Source organism: Mesorhizobium sp. CO1-1-8 (assembly GCF_020164875.1).
In the GTDB taxonomy this organism is placed as follows: Bacteria; Pseudomonadota; Alphaproteobacteria; order Rhizobiales; family Rhizobiaceae; genus Mesorhizobium.
This window is the reverse complement of sequence record NZ_JAIUGZ010000020.1, coordinates 1-16,306: the sequence shown is the minus strand read 5'-3', so window position 1 is coordinate 16,306 and position 16,306 is coordinate 1. Positions and strand designations below refer to the sequence as shown.

Sequence of the window (16,306 nt, the reverse complement as noted above, 5' to 3'; positions counted from 1 at the left end):
CGGAACTATTTTTCTTACGAAATTCCGGACGGAAGACCGCTACACACTTTTCCTGGAATTTCTCTACTCCGCCGGTTCCACATTGGTGTAGGCGGCTTCCTCCAACTCGCGCTTCAGTCGCGCTTCCTCGTGGGTCTTCGGCGTGACGAAGCGGCCAAGCAGGAGATAGGCCACCGGCGTCAGGAACAGCGTCGAGACGGTGGCCAGCCCCAGGCCGCCGACGATGACCCAGCCAAGCGCGACGCGCGCCTCGGCACCGGCGCCGCTGGCCAGCACCAGCGGCAGGCCGCCGAGCACGGTGCAGATCATCGTCATCATCACCGGCCGCACGCGTATGATCGAGGCCTGCTCGATCGCCTCGCGCACGCCAAGCCCGCGATCCCGCAGCTGGTTGGCGAATTCGACGATCAGGATGCCGTTCTTGGCCATGACGCCGACCAAAAGCACCAGGCCGATCTGGCTGTAGGCGTTGAGACTGGTGCCGCTGAGAAGCAGCGCGAAGATGGCGCAGGCCAGCCCGAGCGGCACCGTCGCCATGATGATGACGGCACTGACAAAACTTTCGAACTGAGCGGCCAGCACCAAAAGGATGATGACCAGCGCGAAGCCGAAAATGGTGACCATGGCGCTGTTGGTCTCGCCCAGCGTCGCCGCCTCGGCCAGCGGCAGGATGCGGCTGCCTGGCGGCAGCAGCGGCGTGGCGATTTGCTCGGCGCGGGTGAACGCATCGCCGAGGGCGAAGTCGCCACTGAGGTTGGAGGTGATCGCCACCGAGGGCTGCTGCTGTTCGCGCGACAGTGATGGCGGCACGGCACGTTCGGTCAGCGTGGCGATGGTCGACATCGGCACGAAACGTCCGTCTGATGTTTTCAGGAAGATGTTTTCCAGATCCGTCGGATCGTTGATCGGATTGGTGGTCGAGACCAGCTTCACGCCATAGCTGCGGTCGGCGATGTAGACGTCGACGACGTCGTTGCCGTCGAGCATGGCCTGCAAGGTGTTGGCCAGCCCGGATATGTCGATGCCGAGGTCGGAGGCGCGCTCGCGGTCGATGGCGACGGCAAGCTGCGGCTGCGTCGGGTCGATCGACAGGCGCGGGGTCTGGAAGCGCGGGTCCTTCTGCATCTCGGCGATGATCTTTACCGCCGCGTCGCCAAGCGCCTTGCGGTCGTTGCCGACCAGCGCGAATTGCAAGCCGTTGCCAGCGCCACGGATGCCGAGGCTGTTGGGCTGTACCGGGAAGATGCGCACGCTCGGCACCTGCCTAGTCAGCCGGCTGATCTCGGCCATGATCTCCTGCTGGCTGCGGCTGCGCTCGTTCCACGGCGCCAGCGTCATCACCATGAAGCCGGAGTTGTAGGAGCCGTTCTGGCCGGCATTTTCGAAAGTGCTGCGGATCTCGCCGGAATCGCGCATCGGCTGGATCAGTTTCTCGATCTTCTGCATCTGCTGGGTCGTGTAGTCGAGGCTGACGCCTTGCGGGGCGCTGATGCGCAGCAGCACGGCGGCGCGGTCCTCGGTCGGCGTCAGCTCCTGGCGGATGGTGCCGAACAGCGTGAAGGCGGTGCCGGCAAACAGCACCGCGACCAGAAGGACGATCCATGGCGCGTCGAGGCAGGCGTGCAGGCCGCGCTTGTAGGCCGTATTGAGCGCGCCGCCGATGCGGGCGCCGATGCCATGGCCACCTTCGTGGTGGAGCGATGCGCTGGTCAGCATGCGCGAGGCGAGCATCGGGCACAGCGTCAGCGCCACCACGCAGGACAATAGGACCGACATGGCAAGCACGAAGCCGAATTCGCGGAACAGGCCGCCGGTCTGGCCGGGCAGGAACGAGATCGGCACGAAGACGGCGACCAGCGTCAAGGTGGTGGCGATGACGGCAAAGAACACTTCCTGCGCGCCAAGCACGGCGGCGGCACGCGGTCCCATGCCTTCGTTGCGTCGTCGCACGATGTTTTCGAGCACGACGATGGCATCGTCGACGACCAGTCCCGTCGCCAGCACCAGGGCGAGCAGGGTCAGGATGTTGACCGAGAAGCCGGCCAGATAGAGGGCGGCGATGGTGCCGATCATGGCGACTGGCATCGACAGGCCGGGGATCAGCGTCGCGCGCCAGTCGAGGAGAAACACATAGATGACGATCAGCACCATTGTCACGGACAGGCCGAGCGCGATCTCGACCTCGTGCACTGCCCCCTTGACGAAGACGGCGTCGTCGCTGGTGATCTTGATTGACATGCCCTTGGGCAGGTTTTCCTGCAGCTTGGCGACGGCGGCCTGGACGCCGGTCGAGATGTCCAGCGTGTTCGATTCCGCCTGGCGGATGATGCCGATGCCGATGCCGGTCTTGCCGTCCGAGCGCAGCGTGGTCTGGCCGACGTCGGGGCCGAGCGTGACGGTGGCGACGTCGCGAATGCGCGTCGTGCCGCCGACAATGATGTTTTCGAACTCTTCAGGCGTGGTCACGTCGGCAGTCGTGCGGACGATCAGGTCCTGGTTGGTCGTGGTGATCGAACCGGCGGGGGAATCGAAGGCGACCGAGGCAAGGGCGGCCCTGAGGTCGGCGACCGTGAAGCCGAGGCTGGCCAGCTTGTTCTGGTCGACATCGATGCGAAAGATCTTGTCGCGGTCGCCATAGACCTGGACGTCGGCAACGCCGGGTACGGCGGCCAGCTCGTCCTCGATCTGGTCCTGGACCACCACGGTCATGTCCTGGATCGACATGTTGTCCGAGGTCACCGCCAGTCGCATCACCGCGTCGGAATTGGCGTCGGCCTTGACGATGCGCGGCGGATCGGCGGTGTCCGGCATCTGGTTGGCGACGCGGCCGACGGCGTCACGCACGTCCGACGCGGCGACATTCAGATCGACGCCGTCGTTGAACTCGATGGTGACGCGGCTCGAGCCGAACGAGGAAGACGACGAGATCGACTTGACGCCTGAGACGCGGGCGACGGCGCCCTCGATCGTGTCGGTCAGTTCACGGTCGACGGTCTCGGCTGCCGCGCCCTCGAAGGTGGTGGAAACAGTGACGACCGCACGATCGACGTCCGGCAGTTCGCGGATTTCGACGCCGTAGAAGGCGGCCAGGCCAGCGACCGCGATCAGCGTGTTGAGCACGAAGGCCATAACCGGCCTGCGGATGAACAGCGCGGTGAAGCCGGTATCGCTGGCGGCGTTGATGGTTCCGGTCATGAGCCTTGGGCCGCGTCCGCCGCGCGCTGCTCTTCGCCGGCAAGGCGGACCGCGCCGCCCTCGCTGACGCTCTGGGTGCCTTCGGTGACCACCATGTCGCCGCTGTCGATCTCGGCGTCGATCAGTACGGTCTCGGTGTTGCGCTGGATGATGCGCACCGGCACCCGCCTGGCCTTGCCATTCTCGATCTGCCAGACATAGGCGCCGTCCGAACCCCACAGGATCGCCAACGGGCTGACGGCCGGATAGGTCTGCCCCGGGAATTTCATGGTGATGCCGAACGACATGCCGGCACGCAGCGAATCGGCCGGGTTGGCGATCTTGGCCTTGACCAGCAGGGTGCGGCTCTTTTCGTCGATGTGGTTGTCGATGGCCGAAACGGTGCCGCTGTAGGCGTTGCTGGGATTGGCGATCGGCGTCGCCGTCAATTGCGCACCGACCTTGACGGCGGCGGCGAAGCGCTCGGGCACCAGGAAGTCGACCAGGATAGAGGACCGGTCGTCGAGCGTGGCGATGGCCGACTGGTTGGTGACATAATTGCCGGCCGAGATCGGCAGGATGCCGACGGTGCCGGCGATCGGCGCCAGAATCGACCGGCGCTGCAGTGCAAGTTCCGCATCCTGAAGCGCCAGCTTGGCGCCCGCCAGCACCACCTCGGCGTCAGCCACGGCCACCGGGGTCGCGGCATTGGAGGCACGAAGCGATTTGACGCGGTCGAGTTTGGATTGCGCATCCTGCAAGGCGAGCTTGGCACGGTCCTGAGAGATCACCTCGGTTTCGGAATCGAGGGTGGCGAGGATCTGTCCCTTATCGACATGGCTGCCGGATTCGACCAGCAGTTCGGCGAGGCGGCCGGAGCTGTAGGGATTGACGGTCACCGAGGCGTTGGCACGGCCTGTGCCGATCGCCTGCAGGCGGTCGTTGATGACAGCCGAAGTGGCCGCCAGGGCGACCACGTTCACCCGCTGGTTGCCGTTGCGGCCGTCTGCCTGCCTCGCGTTCGCGGCGCCTCTTACAGCCGGGGGCGTTGCCGCGTAGGCCCAGTCGATGCCCCAACGTGCCAGCACGTCGGGTGCGCCGGGATAAAAGCGCAACCAGGCGACTGCCGCCACCACCAGCACCACGAGTGCAAAAAGTATCTGTTTCCAGGCGGCCATCAGCACTCCGGTTGGTAAAACAATCCTTCCGTCTACCGGTTTCCCTAGAAGAAGCAGACGCAGCGAGGCTATTGTAAGGCAAAGAAGCCGCCTCGATATCGCGTCTTTATGACAATTCTCCAGGGGCTGCGCACATTAAATATATGTAACGTTTGAGAAAATGTGCGTAACGCTTTGGATCATCGCACATGCACTAACGCAGACTTTCCATCTCGCGAATGCGTTTGGCGCCTTCTGCTTCCAGCTGCCTGGTGACGGCGCCGATCAGCGTTTCGGCGACGACGAAAAGGGCAGCCGATGAATCCCATGCCGACGGCACCGCGGTTCGTCCGGCGATAACATGGCGAGCAAAGCGGGCGATCGGCGATAGCCACTGGTCGGTGAACAGCACGATCTGGACGCCACGCTGATGCGCCTTTTCGGCGAAGCGGAGGAGGCTGTCCTGGTAGCGCCTGATGTCGAAAATCACCAGCACGTCGCGCTTGCCCATGTCGATCAACCGGTCACGCCACATGCTTTCCTGCCCGGCGAGGTGAAAGACATCCGGCTGGATGATGGCGAGGTGGGCGGCCATGTAGCGCGCCAGCGGATCGGTGAAGCGACCGCCGATCAGGAAGGTCTTGCCGCGCCGGTCCGCTAGCCGGGCGGCGATGTCGGCAAGCTGCTTATCGGACAGGTGCCGGAACGTCTCGCGCATGTTGTCGAGCGTCGCTTCCAGCATCGGCGACACCGTCCCGCCGCCGGGCGAGGGCGGATTGAGCGTCCTTGTCGCCGGCGATTGCAGTTGCGCCGCCAGTTCGTCCTGCAGGCTCGACTGGAATTCCGGATAGTTCTGAAAGCCGAGCCGGGCAACGAAACGCAGGATCGTCGGCGAGGAAACGCCCGCCGCTGCCGAAAATTCAGCAACAGTTTTCAGGCCGATCATCGGATAGTTTGCGATCAGCGTCTGGGCTGCGCGCCGTTCGCTGGCCGGCATGGTACCGATGCGGTCGGCGATCAATTCGGCAATGCTGGAAATCATCTTTTCCCCACCCTGGCTCTGTCGATGGTCTTTTCCGAGATCGCATTTGACAAAGCCGGACAAACTGTATGAAATCATCCATAGGGACGCAATGAGGCAAAATACGTAACATACGATACAGCGCTCCCCGGGGACGGCAGAGTATGGAGAAAGCACGGCCCGCCAGCCTTGCATCGTCTGATACCGTAAGGGTGACGAACCCCGGCGGATCAAGCCCTTTCGTGCTGACCTGCGATCACGCCTCGAACTTCCTGCCCGCCGAATTCGGCACGCTCGGCCTTACCGTCGAGGACCTGTCGCGCCACATTGCCTGGGATCCTGGCGCGCTGCCGGTTGCCCGCCGCATGGCGCAGGCGCTCGACGCGACGCTGGTCGAAACCCGCATTTCGCGCCTCGTCGTCGACTGCAACCGGCCGCTCGATGCGCCCGACCTGGTGCCGCCGGTCAGTGAGACAACTGCCATACCGGGCAATACCGGCCTGTCTGAAGGTGAGCGTGCCGCGCGTGTTGCGCTGTCATGGCAGCCTTTCCATGACACGATTGCAGATATCATCGAAAACAGGCTGTCGCACGGTCAGGAAACGCGGCTGGTTTCGGTCCATTCCTTCACGCCGGTCTACAAGTCCAAAAACCGGCCCTGGCATATCGGCATCATCCATGACGAGGATCGCCGGTTGGCGGCGCCGCTGATATCGGCGCTGAAGCGGCTTGCCGGCGTCACCGTCGGCGTCAACGAGCCGTATTCACCTGCCGACCGCGTCTATTTCACGCTGGAACGGCATGCGCGCTCGCGCGGCCTGCCCTGCGCGATGATCGAAATCCGCAACGACGAAATCGCCGGCGAGACCGGGCAGCGGAAATGGGCGGATCTGCTCACGGGTATTTTTTCGGATCTGGAGCCAGAGGAGGCCGGATATTCCAGATCGCATTCAGTCGGAAAGTCAGTTCAATCGGCTAGCTAGGGCGGGATGTCATCCCGACCCGAGAACCAACAGGGGACACTAAAATGGCAGCACCGGGTTATACTGAAGTTGACAAGGCGGAGGACGTAAAGCACCTCCACAGCATGGGCTATGCCCAGGAACTGGAGCGGCGCCTCAGTCGCTTTTCGAATTTCGCCGTTTCCTTCTCGATCATCTGCATCCTGTCGGGCGGCATCAATTCGCTGGCGCAAGGGACCTCCGGCGCTGGCGGCATCGGCATCGGCATCGGCTGGCTGGTCGGTTGCTTCGTCTCGCTGACCTTCGCGGTCGCCATGTCGCAGATCAGCTCGGCCTATCCGACGGCCGGCGGCCTCTACCACTGGGGTTCGATCCTCGGCAACCGCGGCACCGGCTGGGTCACCGCCTGGCTTAATCTGCTCGGCCTGATCACCGTGCTCGGTGCCATCAACGTCGGCACCTGGACGTTCTTCATAGGCGCCTTCGGGCCGACGTTCGGCATTGAAGGCACGCTAACCAACCAGATGATCTTCCTGGTCATCATCACCGGCGCCCAGGCGCTGATCAACCATCTCGGCATCAAGCTGACGGCCAAGCTGACCGACTTTTCGGGATATCTGATCTTTTTTGGCGCGATCCTGATTGCCGTCGTCTGCCTGATCTCCGCCGAGACCTGGGATTTCAGCCGTCTCTTCACCTTCCACAATTACTCCGGCGACGCCGGCGGCGGTGTGTGGCCATCGGTGTCGAATGCCTGGGTGTTCGCGCTCGGGCTGTTGCTGCCGATCTATACGATCACTGGGTATGACGCTTCGGCGCACACGTCCGAAGAAACCATCAAGGCAGCCTCCTCCGTGCCGCGTGCCATGGTGATGTCGGTGATCTGGTCGGCCCTGTTCGGCTATCTGTTCCTGGCCGCCTTCGTGCTGATGATCCCGAACATGGACGACGCCGCCAAGCAGGGCTGGAACGTGTTCTTCTGGGCCTTCGACCAGCGCGTCAGCCCCGGCATCAAGGAGTTCGTCTACCTCGTCGTGTTCGTTGCGCAGCTGCTGTGCGGTCTCGCAACCGTGACCTCGGCTTCGCGCATGATCTTTGCCTTCTCGCGTGACGGCGGCCTGCCCGGTTCGTCGGCACTCGCCAAGGTCAGCCCGACCTATCGCACACCGGTGGCGGCGATCTGGACGGCATCGATCCTGTCGGTGCTGTTCGTCTGGGGTTCGACGCTCGTCTCGGTCGCCGGTACTTCGGCCTATACCATCGTCGTGTCCTGCACCGTCATCTTCCTGTTCCTCTCCTTCATCGTGCCGATCGTGCTCGGCATGCTGGCCTGGGGAACGCCGAAGTGGGACAAGATGGGGCCGTGGAACATGGGCCGCGGCGTCTTCATGCTGTTCGGCTTCCTGTCGATCGTGTCGATGATCCTGATCTTCATCATCGGCATCCAGCCGCCGAACGACTGGGCGCTCTACATCACCGTCGGCTTCTTCATCCTGACGGCGGTCGTCTGGTTCGGTTTCGAGAAGCGCCGCTTCCAGGGGCCGCCGCTCGGCGACATCATCGCGGCACGTCAGGCGGCCATCAAGGCAGCCGAACAAGCCGTCGGCGAAACCGGCCACTGACACCAACCATCACGGCCATGGCCGGCATCGTGCCGGCCATGGTTTCTTTCACCTCATTCAAAGCCCAAGCGCTGGAGTGCCAAAGGAATGGCCGGAAATTTCTCGTTCGATCAGTTGAAGAAAGCGGTCTCCAGCGGCGAGATCGACACGGTGCTCGCCTGCATCGTCGACATGCAGGGCCGGCTGGCGGGAAAACGTTTCCTGGCGCAGTACTTCGTCGATTCCGCCCATGACGAAACGCATGGCTGCAACTATCTGCTGGCCGCCGACATCGATATGGAGCCGGTGCCCGGCTACAAGGCGGCGAGTTGGTCGAAGGGCTATGGCGACTTCGTCATGAAGCCGGATCTTGCCACGCTGCGGCGCATTCCCTGGCTGGAAAAGACCGCACTTGTGATCTGCGACGTGCTCGACCACCACACCCATGACGACCTGCCGCACTCGCCGCGCGCCATCTTGAAAAAGCAGGTCAAGCGGCTGAGCGAGCGCGGCTATATCGGCTATTTCGCTTCCGAGCTCGAATTCTATCTGTTCAACGAGACCTATGATTCCGCGCGCAAGAAGCACTGGCAGGGTCTCGACACCGCGTCGCCCTATATCGGCGACTACCAGATCGGCATTACCACAAAGGAAGAAGGCGTTATGCGCCGGCTTCGCAACGAGATGGAAGCGGCCGGCATCCCGATCGAAAACTCCAAGGGCGAGTGGGGTCCGGGCCAGGAAGAGATCAACGTGCGCTACGCCGAGGCGCTCGACATGGCCGACCGCCACGTCATCCTGAAGAACGGCGCCAAGGAAATCGCCGAGTCCGAGGGCAAGGCGATTTCGTTCATGTCCAAGTATAATTACGGGCTCGCCGGCAATTCCAGCCACATCCACAATTCGCTGTGGAGCGCCGACGGCAAGACACCATTGTTCTTCGACAAAAAGGCCGACTGGACGCTGTCGACACTTGGCCAGCAATGGGCCGCCGGCCAGCTCAAATACGCTAGGGAGTTCACCTGGTTCCTGGCGCCCTACATCAACTCCTACAAGCGCTTCCAGGCCGGTACCTTCGCGCCGACCAAGATCATGTGGAGCGAGGACAACCGCACCGCCGGCTTCCGCCTGTGCGGCGAGGGCACCAAGGGCATCCGCATGGAATGCCGCATCGGTGGCGCCGATCTGAACCCGTATCTTGCCTTCGCAGCGCTGATTGCCGCCGGCCTTGCCGGCATCGACGAGAAGCTGGAATTGCAAAAGCCCTTCGTCGGCGATGCCTATCAGGCATCGCGCCTGCCGGAGATCCCGAAGACGCTGCGCGATGCCACCGAGACGCTGGCGAAGTCGAAGATGCTCAAGCAGGCGCTCGGCGAGGACGTGCTCGAGCACTATGTCCACACCGCGAAGTGGGAGCAGTTCGAATACGACCGCCGGATCACGGATTGGGAACTGCACAGGGGGTTCGAGCGGTACTAGTTATCGACCGTGAGGGGCAGCGCTAGCCCGTACGATTTTTGATTTAGAATACGAGGACTTACAAAATGACCGAGACGGTCAAACTCATATCCCCCGTCGATGGCTCGATCTATGCCGAGCGGCCGATCGCGACCGACCAGGCGGTCAACGCCGCAGTGGAACGCGCCAAGGCGGCGCAAGCAAAATGGGCTGAGACGCCGATCGTCGAGCGCGGCAAGTACATGCTCGCCATGCTGGAAGCGCTGGTCGCGATGACCGACGAGATCGTGCCGGAGATCGCTTGGCAGATGGGGCGTCCGGTGCGCTATGGCGGCGAGTTCGGCGGGGTCAGGGAACGCACCACCTACATGGTCGAGATCGCAGAACAGGCGCTCAAGTCGGTGCCTGCCTCCAACCCGAAGGATGGCTTCCGCCGCTATGTGAAGAAGGATCCGCTCGGCGTGGTCATGGTTATCGCGCCGTGGAACTATCCTTACCTCACCGCCGTCAACACCATCGTGCCGGCGCTGATGGCCGCCAACACCGTCATCCTCAAGCATGCGGCGCAGACGCTGCTGGTCGGAGAGCGTTTTCAACAGGCTTTCGACAAAGTGGGTCTGCCCAAGGGCGTGTTCCAGAACGTTGTGCTGAACCACGCCCAGACCGAGAGGCTGCTCGGCTCGGGCAAGATCGACCATGTCAATTTCACCGGTTCGGTGGGCGGCGGCCGTGCCATCGAAAAGGCGGCGGCGGGCACTTTCATGACGCTCGGCCTCGAACTCGGCGGCAAGGATCCGGCCTACGTGCTGCCGGACGCCAAGATGGATCATGCCATCGCCAATCTGGTCGACGGCGCCTTCTACAATTCCGGCCAGTGCTGCTGCGGCATCGAACGCGTCTATGTGCACGAAAAGGTCTATGACGAATTCGTCGAAGGCTTCATCGCCGAGACCAGGAACTATGTCGTCGGCAATCCGCTCGACCAGGCGACGACGATGGGGCCGATGGCGCAGGCGCGTTTCGCCGACCTGATCCGCGAGCAGAAGGCCGAGGCACTGCGCAAGGGCGCGGTGGCGCACATCGGCATGAAGGTGACCAACGACAAGGTCGGTTCGCCCTATCTGGCGCCGGAAGTGCTCACCAATGTCGACCATCAGATGAGCGTCATGCGCGAGGAGAGCTTTGGCCCGATCGTCGGCATCATGAAGGTGCGCAACGACGAAGAGGCGATCGCGCTGATGAACGACAGCCCCTATGGGCTGACCGCTTCGATCTGGACGCGCGATACCGAACATGCCGTGGCGATCGGCAACCGCGTCGAGACCGGCACGGTGTTCATGAACCGCTGCGACTATCTCGATCCGGCACTGGTGTGGACCGGCGTCAAGGACACCGGCAAGGGTGCGGGCTTGTCGGCCATCGGCTACGACAATCTGACCCGGCCGAAATCCTTCCACCTGCGCGAAGCCATCTGATTTATTGAAAGACAAAAATGTCCAAGCTGATCTCCAAATGGAACTACCCCACCACCGTCCGCTTCGGCGCCGGCCGCATCAAGGAATTGCCTGAAGTCCTGGCGGCCACCGGCATCAAGCGGCCGTTGTTCGTCACCGATCCGGGCCTGGCGAAACTGCCGGTCGTCGCCTCGACCCTGAAGATCCTCGACGACGCCAAGGTTCCCTACGGCGTCTTCTCCGAGGTCAGGCCTAACCCGGTCGAATCCAACCTGACCGCCGGCATCGCCGTGTTCAAGAAGGGCAAGCATGACGGCGTCATCGCCTTCGGCGGCGGCTCGGCGCTCGATCTCGGCAAGCTGATCGCTTTCCAGGCCGGGCAGACGCGGCCTGTGTGGGACTTCGAGGATGTCGACGACTGGTGGACGCGCGCCAATTCGGATGCGATCGCGCCGATCATCGCGGTGCCGACCACTGCCGGCACCGGCTCGGAGGTTGGCCGCGCCGGCGTCATCACCAATGAGGCGACGCACACCAAGAAGGTCATCTTCCATCCCAAGCTGTTGCCGGCCATCGTCATCGCCGATCCGGAACTGTCGGTCGGCATGCCGGGCTTCATCACCGCCGGGACCGGCATGGATGCGCTTGCCCACTGCCTCGAAGCCTATTGCGCGCCGGGCTATCATCCGATGGCCGACGGCATCGCCGTCGAAGGTGTGAGGCTGGTCTTCGAAAACCTGCCGAAGGCCTATGCCAACGGCAGGGATCTCGTCGCGCGCGCCCACATGATGAGCGCCGCTGCCATGGGCGCCACCGCCTTCCAGAAGGGGCTCGGCGCCATCCACTCGCTGTCGCATCCGGTCGGTGCGCTCTACGACACCCATCACGGCATGACCAATGCGGTGTTCATGCCTTATGTGCTCGCCTTCAACCGTGACTCCATCGAGGAACGTATCGGCCGGCTCGCCGCCTATTGCGGCATCAAGGGCGGCTTCGACGGGTTCGCCAAGGCGATCATCAAGCTGCGCAAGGAATTGAAGGTGCCGCATGCGCTGCCGGGCCTTATCAAGGGGCTCGACATGGACAAGAAACGCAAGGCGCTGATCGCCGACATGGCGGTGGTCGATCCGACCTCCGGCGGCAACCCGGTCAAGCTGACCAAGAAGGCGGCGCTGACCTTGCTCGAAAACGCCATCGCCGGCACGATCTGAGGCGTTTCCGCGCCGCAAAGTGATCTGAAACGGGGCTATGAAAACAAGGGGGAGGATGACGGGCAAGGCAAAAACTAGTTAGCCGGAAAAAGAATCGCGGAGCGATTGCTACATCAGGTTAAAAAGAGTTTACTTTTTCGCACTGCGAGCAGCCGCTTTCACAAAGCTTTCATCTGGCTGTCACATGAAAACGATACCGCATCGCAGGCGTCCAACGGCGTCAGTTCAACGGAGAGAACACATGTTCAAATTCACGGGGAAAGTGCTTTCCCTTTCGGCCGCGGCGCTTTTCGCGTCGACGGTGATTTCGTCCGCGGATTCGCTGGACGATCTCGTCAAGGCTGCCAAGGCGGAAGGCCAGCTCACCACCATCGCGCTGCCGCATGACTGGTGCGGCTATGGCGATGTCATCGCAGGTTTCAAGGCGAAGTATCCGGAAATCACCGTCAACGAACTCAATCCCGATGCCGGTTCCGGCGACGAGATCGAGGCGATCAAGGCCAACAAGGACAACAAGGGCCCGCAGGCGCCCGACGTCATCGACGTCGGCCTGTCCTTCGGTCCGACGGCCAAGGCCGATGGCCTGATCCAACCCTACAAGGTGTCTACCTGGGACTCGATCCCCGACAGCGCCAAGGATGCCGAAGGTTTCTGGACCGGTGACTATTATGGCGTGCTTTCCTTCCAGGTGAACAAGGACCTCGTCAAGGAAGCTCCGGCCGACTGGGCCGACCTGCTGAAGCCGGAATTCGCCAACTCGGTAGCCCTAGCCGGTGATCCGCGTGCCTCGAACCAGGCGATCCAGGCGGTGTATGCCGCCGGCCTGTCGTCAGGCGCCGCCGCCGGTGAAGCTGCCGGCACCGCCGGCCTCGACTTCTTCAAGAAGCTCAACGCCGCCGGCAATTTCGTTCCGGTCATCGGCAAAGCCGCGACGCTCGCCCAGGGCCAGACCCCGATCCTCGTCACCTGGGACTACAACGCGCTCGCCGGCCGCGACACGCTGAAGGGCAATCCGCCCGTCGACGTCGTCGTGCCGAAGACCGGTGTTGTCGCCGGTGTCTATGTGCAGGCGATCAGCGCCTACGCGCCGCATCCGAATGCAGCCAAGCTCTGGCTCGAATACCTCTACTCGGACGAAGGCCAGATCGGCTGGCTGAAAGGCTATTGCCACCCGATCCGCTTCAACGATCTCGCCAAGAACGGCAAGATCCCGGCTGACATCCTGGCCAAGCTGCCGCCTGCCGAAGCCTATGCTTCCGCCGTGTTCCCGACACTCGACGAGCAAGGCAAGTCCAAGGAAGCCATCACCAAAAACTGGGATGCCGTCGTCGGCGCCAACGTCAAGTAATTCACACCATGCCGGGCGGCTTCGCGGCCGCCCGGTCCTTCTCTCGAAGACGGTAGCCGGCGCATGACCGATATCTCATTGTCCGACCACGCTGTTACCGGGAAGACCGCGCCTCCCGCCGAAGCACGCAGCATGCGGCTGCCGACACAATGGCTTGGTGTCGCGCCTTTCTTCATCTTCGCCATCATGTTCCTCATCCTGCCCACGCTCTATCTGATGCTGGGTGCATTCCAGAACGATGCCGGCGAATTCACTCTCGAGAACATCGCAGCGCTGGCGCAACCGTCCATCGTTGCCGCCTACTGGATTTCGATCAAGATCAGTCTTGCTTCATCGCTGATTGGCGCATTTGCGGGCCTGGCGATTGCCATCGCCATCGTGCGCGGTGGCCTGCCGGACTGGATACGTTCGGCGACACTGACGTTTTCCGGCGTGGCCTCTAATTTTGCCGGCGTGCCGCTGGCCTTTGCCTTCCTCGCCACGCTCGGCCGCCTCGGCCTTGCGACGGTGATCCTGAACACCGTGTTCGGCCTTAACATCTACGCGCATGGCTTCAACATCCTGTCATTCTGGGGCCTGACACTGACCTATGTCTATTTCCAGATACCGCTGATGGTGGTGATCATCGTGCCAGCCATCGACGGGCTGAAGAAGGAATGGGGCGAGGCAGCCGCGACGCTGGGCGCGACCATGTCCCAGTACTGGCGGATGGTGGTCATTCCGGTGATCTGGCCGAGTTTCCTCGGCACCGTGATCCTGTTGTTCGCCAACGCCTTCGGCGCCATCGCCACCGCCTATGCGCTGACCGGCTCGTCGCTCAACATCGTGCCGATCCTGCTTTATGCACAGATCCGTGGAGATGTGCTGCACAATGCCCATCTCGGCTATGCCATCGCCTTCGGCATGATCGTCATCACCGGTCTTGCCAATGTGTTCTACATCTGGTTCCGGACCCGTTCCGAGAGGTGGCTGAAATGAAGTCGGGAAAGTTCTGGGCCTGGCTCGTCTTCGCTCTTGGCGCGGCCTACTTTTTCATTCCGCTGATCGCGACCGTGGAGTTCTCGATGCGCATGCGGCGCGGGGAGTACTCCTTCGACGCCTACAAGGTCGTGTTGGGCGATGCCCGTTTCCAGGCCACCTTCGGCTATTCAGTGCTGGCCGCCGTTTTCACCATCATTCTCGGTGTGCTCATCGTGGTGCCAGCCGCCTACTGGATCCGGCTTCGCCTGCCGCAACTGCGGCCGATCGTCGAGTTCATTACCCTACTGCCGCTGGTCATCCCGGCCATCGTCATCGTCTTCGGCTACATTAGAATGTACGGGTCGAATTCGCCGCTACCGTTCCTGGCGACCGATACAGGCACCAATGCCTTGCTGGTCATCGGCTATGCGACACTGGCGCTGCCCTATATGTATCGCGCCGTCGACACCGGGCTTCGCACAATCGACGTGCGCACCTTGACGGAAGCTGCACAGATCCTTGGCGCTGGTTGGGGAACGATCATCACCCGTGTCATCCTGCCCAACGTGCTGATCGCGGTGCTCTCGGGCGCCTTCCTCACCTTCGCGATCGTCATCGGCGAATTCACCATGGCCAGCCTGCTCAACCGGCCGGCCTTCGGCCCCTATCTGCAGAATATCGGCGCCAACCGCGCCTATGAGCCGGCGGCGCTCGCCATCATCGCCTTCGCCATCACCTGGGGCTGCATGTCCCTGATCCAGATCCTGTCCCGCTTCGCGCCGAAATCGGCGAACCGCCCAAATTGATCGAGAGAACCACGCCATGGCCGACCCATTCCTCTCCATCCAGCACGTTCGAAAATCCTTCGGCGCCACCACGGTGGTGGAGGATTTCAATCTCGACGTGGAGCGCGGCGAATTCGTCTCCTTCCTCGGGCCATCCGGCTGCGGCAAGACGACCGTGCTGCGCATGGTCGCCGGTTTCGAGGAGCCGAGCGCGGGCACGATCGTCGTCAGCGGCAAGGACATTACGAGGCTGAAGCCCAACCAACGCAATGTCGGCATGGTGTTCCAGGCCTATGCGCTGTTCCCGAACCTGACCGTGGCACAGAATATCGGCTTCGGCCTGAAGGTCGCCGGCATGCCCAGGGCGGACATCGATGCCCGCGTCGCCGAGATGCTCGGCATCATCAAGCTGCCGCAGATGGCGGATCGCTATCCCTACCAGCTCTCGGGCGGCCAGCAGCAGCGCATCGCGCTCGCGCGGGCGATTGCACCGAAACCGAAACTCTTGCTGCTCGACGAGCCGCTGTCGGCGCTCGACGCCAAAGTGCGCGTGTCGCTGCGCGAGGAAATCCGCTCGATCCAGAAGAAGCTCGGCATCACCACCATTTTCGTGACGCATGACCAGGAAGAGGCGCTGTCGATCTCGGATCGCATCGCCGTCATGTATGGCGGCAAGGCCGAGCAGGTCGGCACGCCATTCGAGATCTACAACCGTCCGGCGACCAAGTTCGTTGCCAATTTCGTCGGCACGCTGAACGTGCTGGAAGGCACCGTCACCGATGCCGCTGCAGGCACGGTGCGGGTCAATTCCGAACAGGTCTCGCTCAAGGGCAAGCTCAACGGTTCCAAGTCAGGCGACACGCTGTCGCTGGCGTTGCGTCCGGAAGCCATCTCGCTTGGCCGCCAGCCCGGCCGCGACTCCAGCCTTTCCGGAGAAATCTCCGAAGTGCATTTCCTCGGCTCGGTCATCCGGGTTCGTGTCGGCATCGGCGGCAACACGGTCTCCCTCGACACATTCAACAGCCCGGCAACACCGCCCCCCGCTGTGGGCGAAAAGGCCGAGATTTCGTTCTCGTCGAGCGATATGCTGGTGCTGCACTAAGGCTTGTTGAGATTCAGCGTGAGTTTATGACGGCAGCAGCGAGATTGATGAAAGCCGCGAAGCTCTGGTCGGT

General features: G+C 62.6%; 12 protein-coding genes. 9 read left to right on the top strand and 3 right to left on the bottom strand.

Translation table 11 applies throughout. The annotated features are described in order from the left end of the window. Positions 1–63 precede the first annotated feature (63 nt). The 3 genes from LB558_RS28595 to LB558_RS28585 form a co-directional block, all read right to left on the bottom strand. Positions 64–3,195, bottom strand: a complete 3,132-nt coding sequence (locus LB558_RS28595) for an efflux RND transporter permease subunit (RefSeq protein WP_224700599.1) — start codon at positions 3,193–3,195, stop codon at positions 64–66. Then, positions 3,192–4,352 (bottom strand): efflux RND transporter periplasmic adaptor subunit, encoded by a 1,161-nt coding sequence (locus LB558_RS28590; RefSeq protein WP_224700598.1) that lies wholly within the window; start codon positions 4,350–4,352, stop codon positions 3,192–3,194. Before LB558_RS28590 ends, LB558_RS28595 begins: the two co-directional genes overlap by 4 nt. Before the next feature lie 193 nt (positions 4,353–4,545). Next, on the bottom strand, positions 4,546–5,373 hold the full coding sequence (locus LB558_RS28585; RefSeq protein WP_127259943.1) for a MurR/RpiR family transcriptional regulator: 828 nt from the start codon (positions 5,371–5,373) through the stop codon (positions 4,546–4,548). 143 nt (positions 5,374–5,516) lie between these two features. Here LB558_RS28585 and LB558_RS28580 point away from each other — a divergent pair, with 143 nt between their 5' ends. From LB558_RS28580 to LB558_RS28540, 9 genes are all read left to right on the top strand, one after another. Then, positions 5,517–6,335 carry an N-formylglutamate amidohydrolase gene (locus LB558_RS28580; RefSeq protein ID WP_224700597.1) on the top strand — a complete coding sequence of 273 codons (819 nt, stop codon included), beginning with the start codon at positions 5,517–5,519 and terminating at the stop codon, positions 6,333–6,335. Positions 6,336–6,379: 44 nt separating this feature from the next. Beyond that, complete coding sequence (locus LB558_RS28575) at positions 6,380–7,936, top strand: amino acid permease (RefSeq protein ID WP_224700596.1); 1,557 nt, start codon at positions 6,380–6,382, stop codon at positions 7,934–7,936. An 87-nt stretch (positions 7,937–8,023) separates the two neighbouring features. Then, complete coding sequence (locus tag LB558_RS28570) at positions 8,024–9,394, top strand: glutamine synthetase family protein (RefSeq protein WP_224700595.1); 1,371 nt, start codon at positions 8,024–8,026, stop codon at positions 9,392–9,394. 65 nt (positions 9,395–9,459) lie between these two features. Then, a complete protein-coding gene (locus LB558_RS28565; protein WP_224700594.1) occupies positions 9,460–10,848 on the top strand; it encodes an aldehyde dehydrogenase family protein in 1,389 nt (462 codons plus the stop codon). Between the two features lie 17 nt (positions 10,849–10,865). Continuing rightward, positions 10,866–12,038: an iron-containing alcohol dehydrogenase gene (locus tag LB558_RS28560; RefSeq protein ID WP_224700593.1), complete on the top strand. Its 1,173-nt coding sequence runs from the start codon at positions 10,866–10,868 to the stop codon at positions 12,036–12,038. A gap of 241 nt (positions 12,039–12,279) precedes the next feature. Then, positions 12,280–13,386 carry an ABC transporter substrate-binding protein gene (locus LB558_RS28555; protein WP_127290572.1) on the top strand — a complete coding sequence of 369 codons (1,107 nt, stop codon included), beginning with the start codon at positions 12,280–12,282 and terminating at the stop codon, positions 13,384–13,386. Between the two features lie 63 nt (positions 13,387–13,449). Then, entirely contained in the window at positions 13,450–14,364 is a 915-nt protein-coding gene (locus LB558_RS28550) for an ABC transporter permease (protein ID WP_023810098.1), read from the top strand. Next, a complete protein-coding gene (locus tag LB558_RS28545; RefSeq protein WP_027037623.1) occupies positions 14,361–15,152 on the top strand; it encodes an ABC transporter permease in 792 nt (263 codons plus the stop codon). The genes LB558_RS28550 and LB558_RS28545 overlap by 4 nt, the downstream gene beginning before the upstream one ends. Positions 15,153–15,168: 16 nt before the next feature. After that, complete coding sequence (locus LB558_RS28540) at positions 15,169–16,233, top strand: ABC transporter ATP-binding protein (RefSeq protein WP_013529688.1); 1,065 nt, start codon at positions 15,169–15,171, stop codon at positions 16,231–16,233. Positions 16,234–16,306: the final 73 nt, after the last annotated feature.

Bases quoted from the DNA above. Each gene is read 5' to 3' on its own strand.
- LB558_RS28585 (WP_127259943.1), bottom strand. From the start codon at position 5,373: ATGATTTCCAGCATTGCCGAATTGATCGCCGACCGCATCGGTACCATG.
- LB558_RS28575 (WP_224700596.1), top strand. From the start codon at position 6,380: ATGGCAGCACCGGGTTATACTGAAGTTGACAAGGCGGAGGACGTAAAG.
- LB558_RS28580 (WP_224700597.1), top strand. From the start codon at position 5,517: ATGGAGAAAGCACGGCCCGCCAGCCTTGCATCGTCTGATACCGTAAGG.
- LB558_RS28565 (WP_224700594.1), top strand. From the start codon at position 9,460: ATGACCGAGACGGTCAAACTCATATCCCCCGTCGATGGCTCGATCTAT.
- LB558_RS28570 (WP_224700595.1), top strand. From the start codon at position 8,024: ATGGCCGGAAATTTCTCGTTCGATCAGTTGAAGAAAGCGGTCTCCAGC.
- LB558_RS28590 (WP_224700598.1), bottom strand. From the start codon at position 4,352: ATGGCCGCCTGGAAACAGATACTTTTTGCACTCGTGGTGCTGGTGGTG.
- LB558_RS28550 (WP_023810098.1), top strand. From the start codon at position 13,450: ATGACCGATATCTCATTGTCCGACCACGCTGTTACCGGGAAGACCGCG.
- LB558_RS28545 (WP_027037623.1), top strand. From the start codon at position 14,361: ATGAAGTCGGGAAAGTTCTGGGCCTGGCTCGTCTTCGCTCTTGGCGCG.
- LB558_RS28560 (WP_224700593.1), top strand. From the start codon at position 10,866: ATGTCCAAGCTGATCTCCAAATGGAACTACCCCACCACCGTCCGCTTC.
- LB558_RS28540 (WP_013529688.1), top strand. From the start codon at position 15,169: ATGGCCGACCCATTCCTCTCCATCCAGCACGTTCGAAAATCCTTCGGC.
- LB558_RS28595 (WP_224700599.1), bottom strand. From the start codon at position 3,195: ATGACCGGAACCATCAACGCCGCCAGCGATACCGGCTTCACCGCGCTG.
- LB558_RS28555 (WP_127290572.1), top strand. From the start codon at position 12,280: ATGTTCAAATTCACGGGGAAAGTGCTTTCCCTTTCGGCCGCGGCGCTT.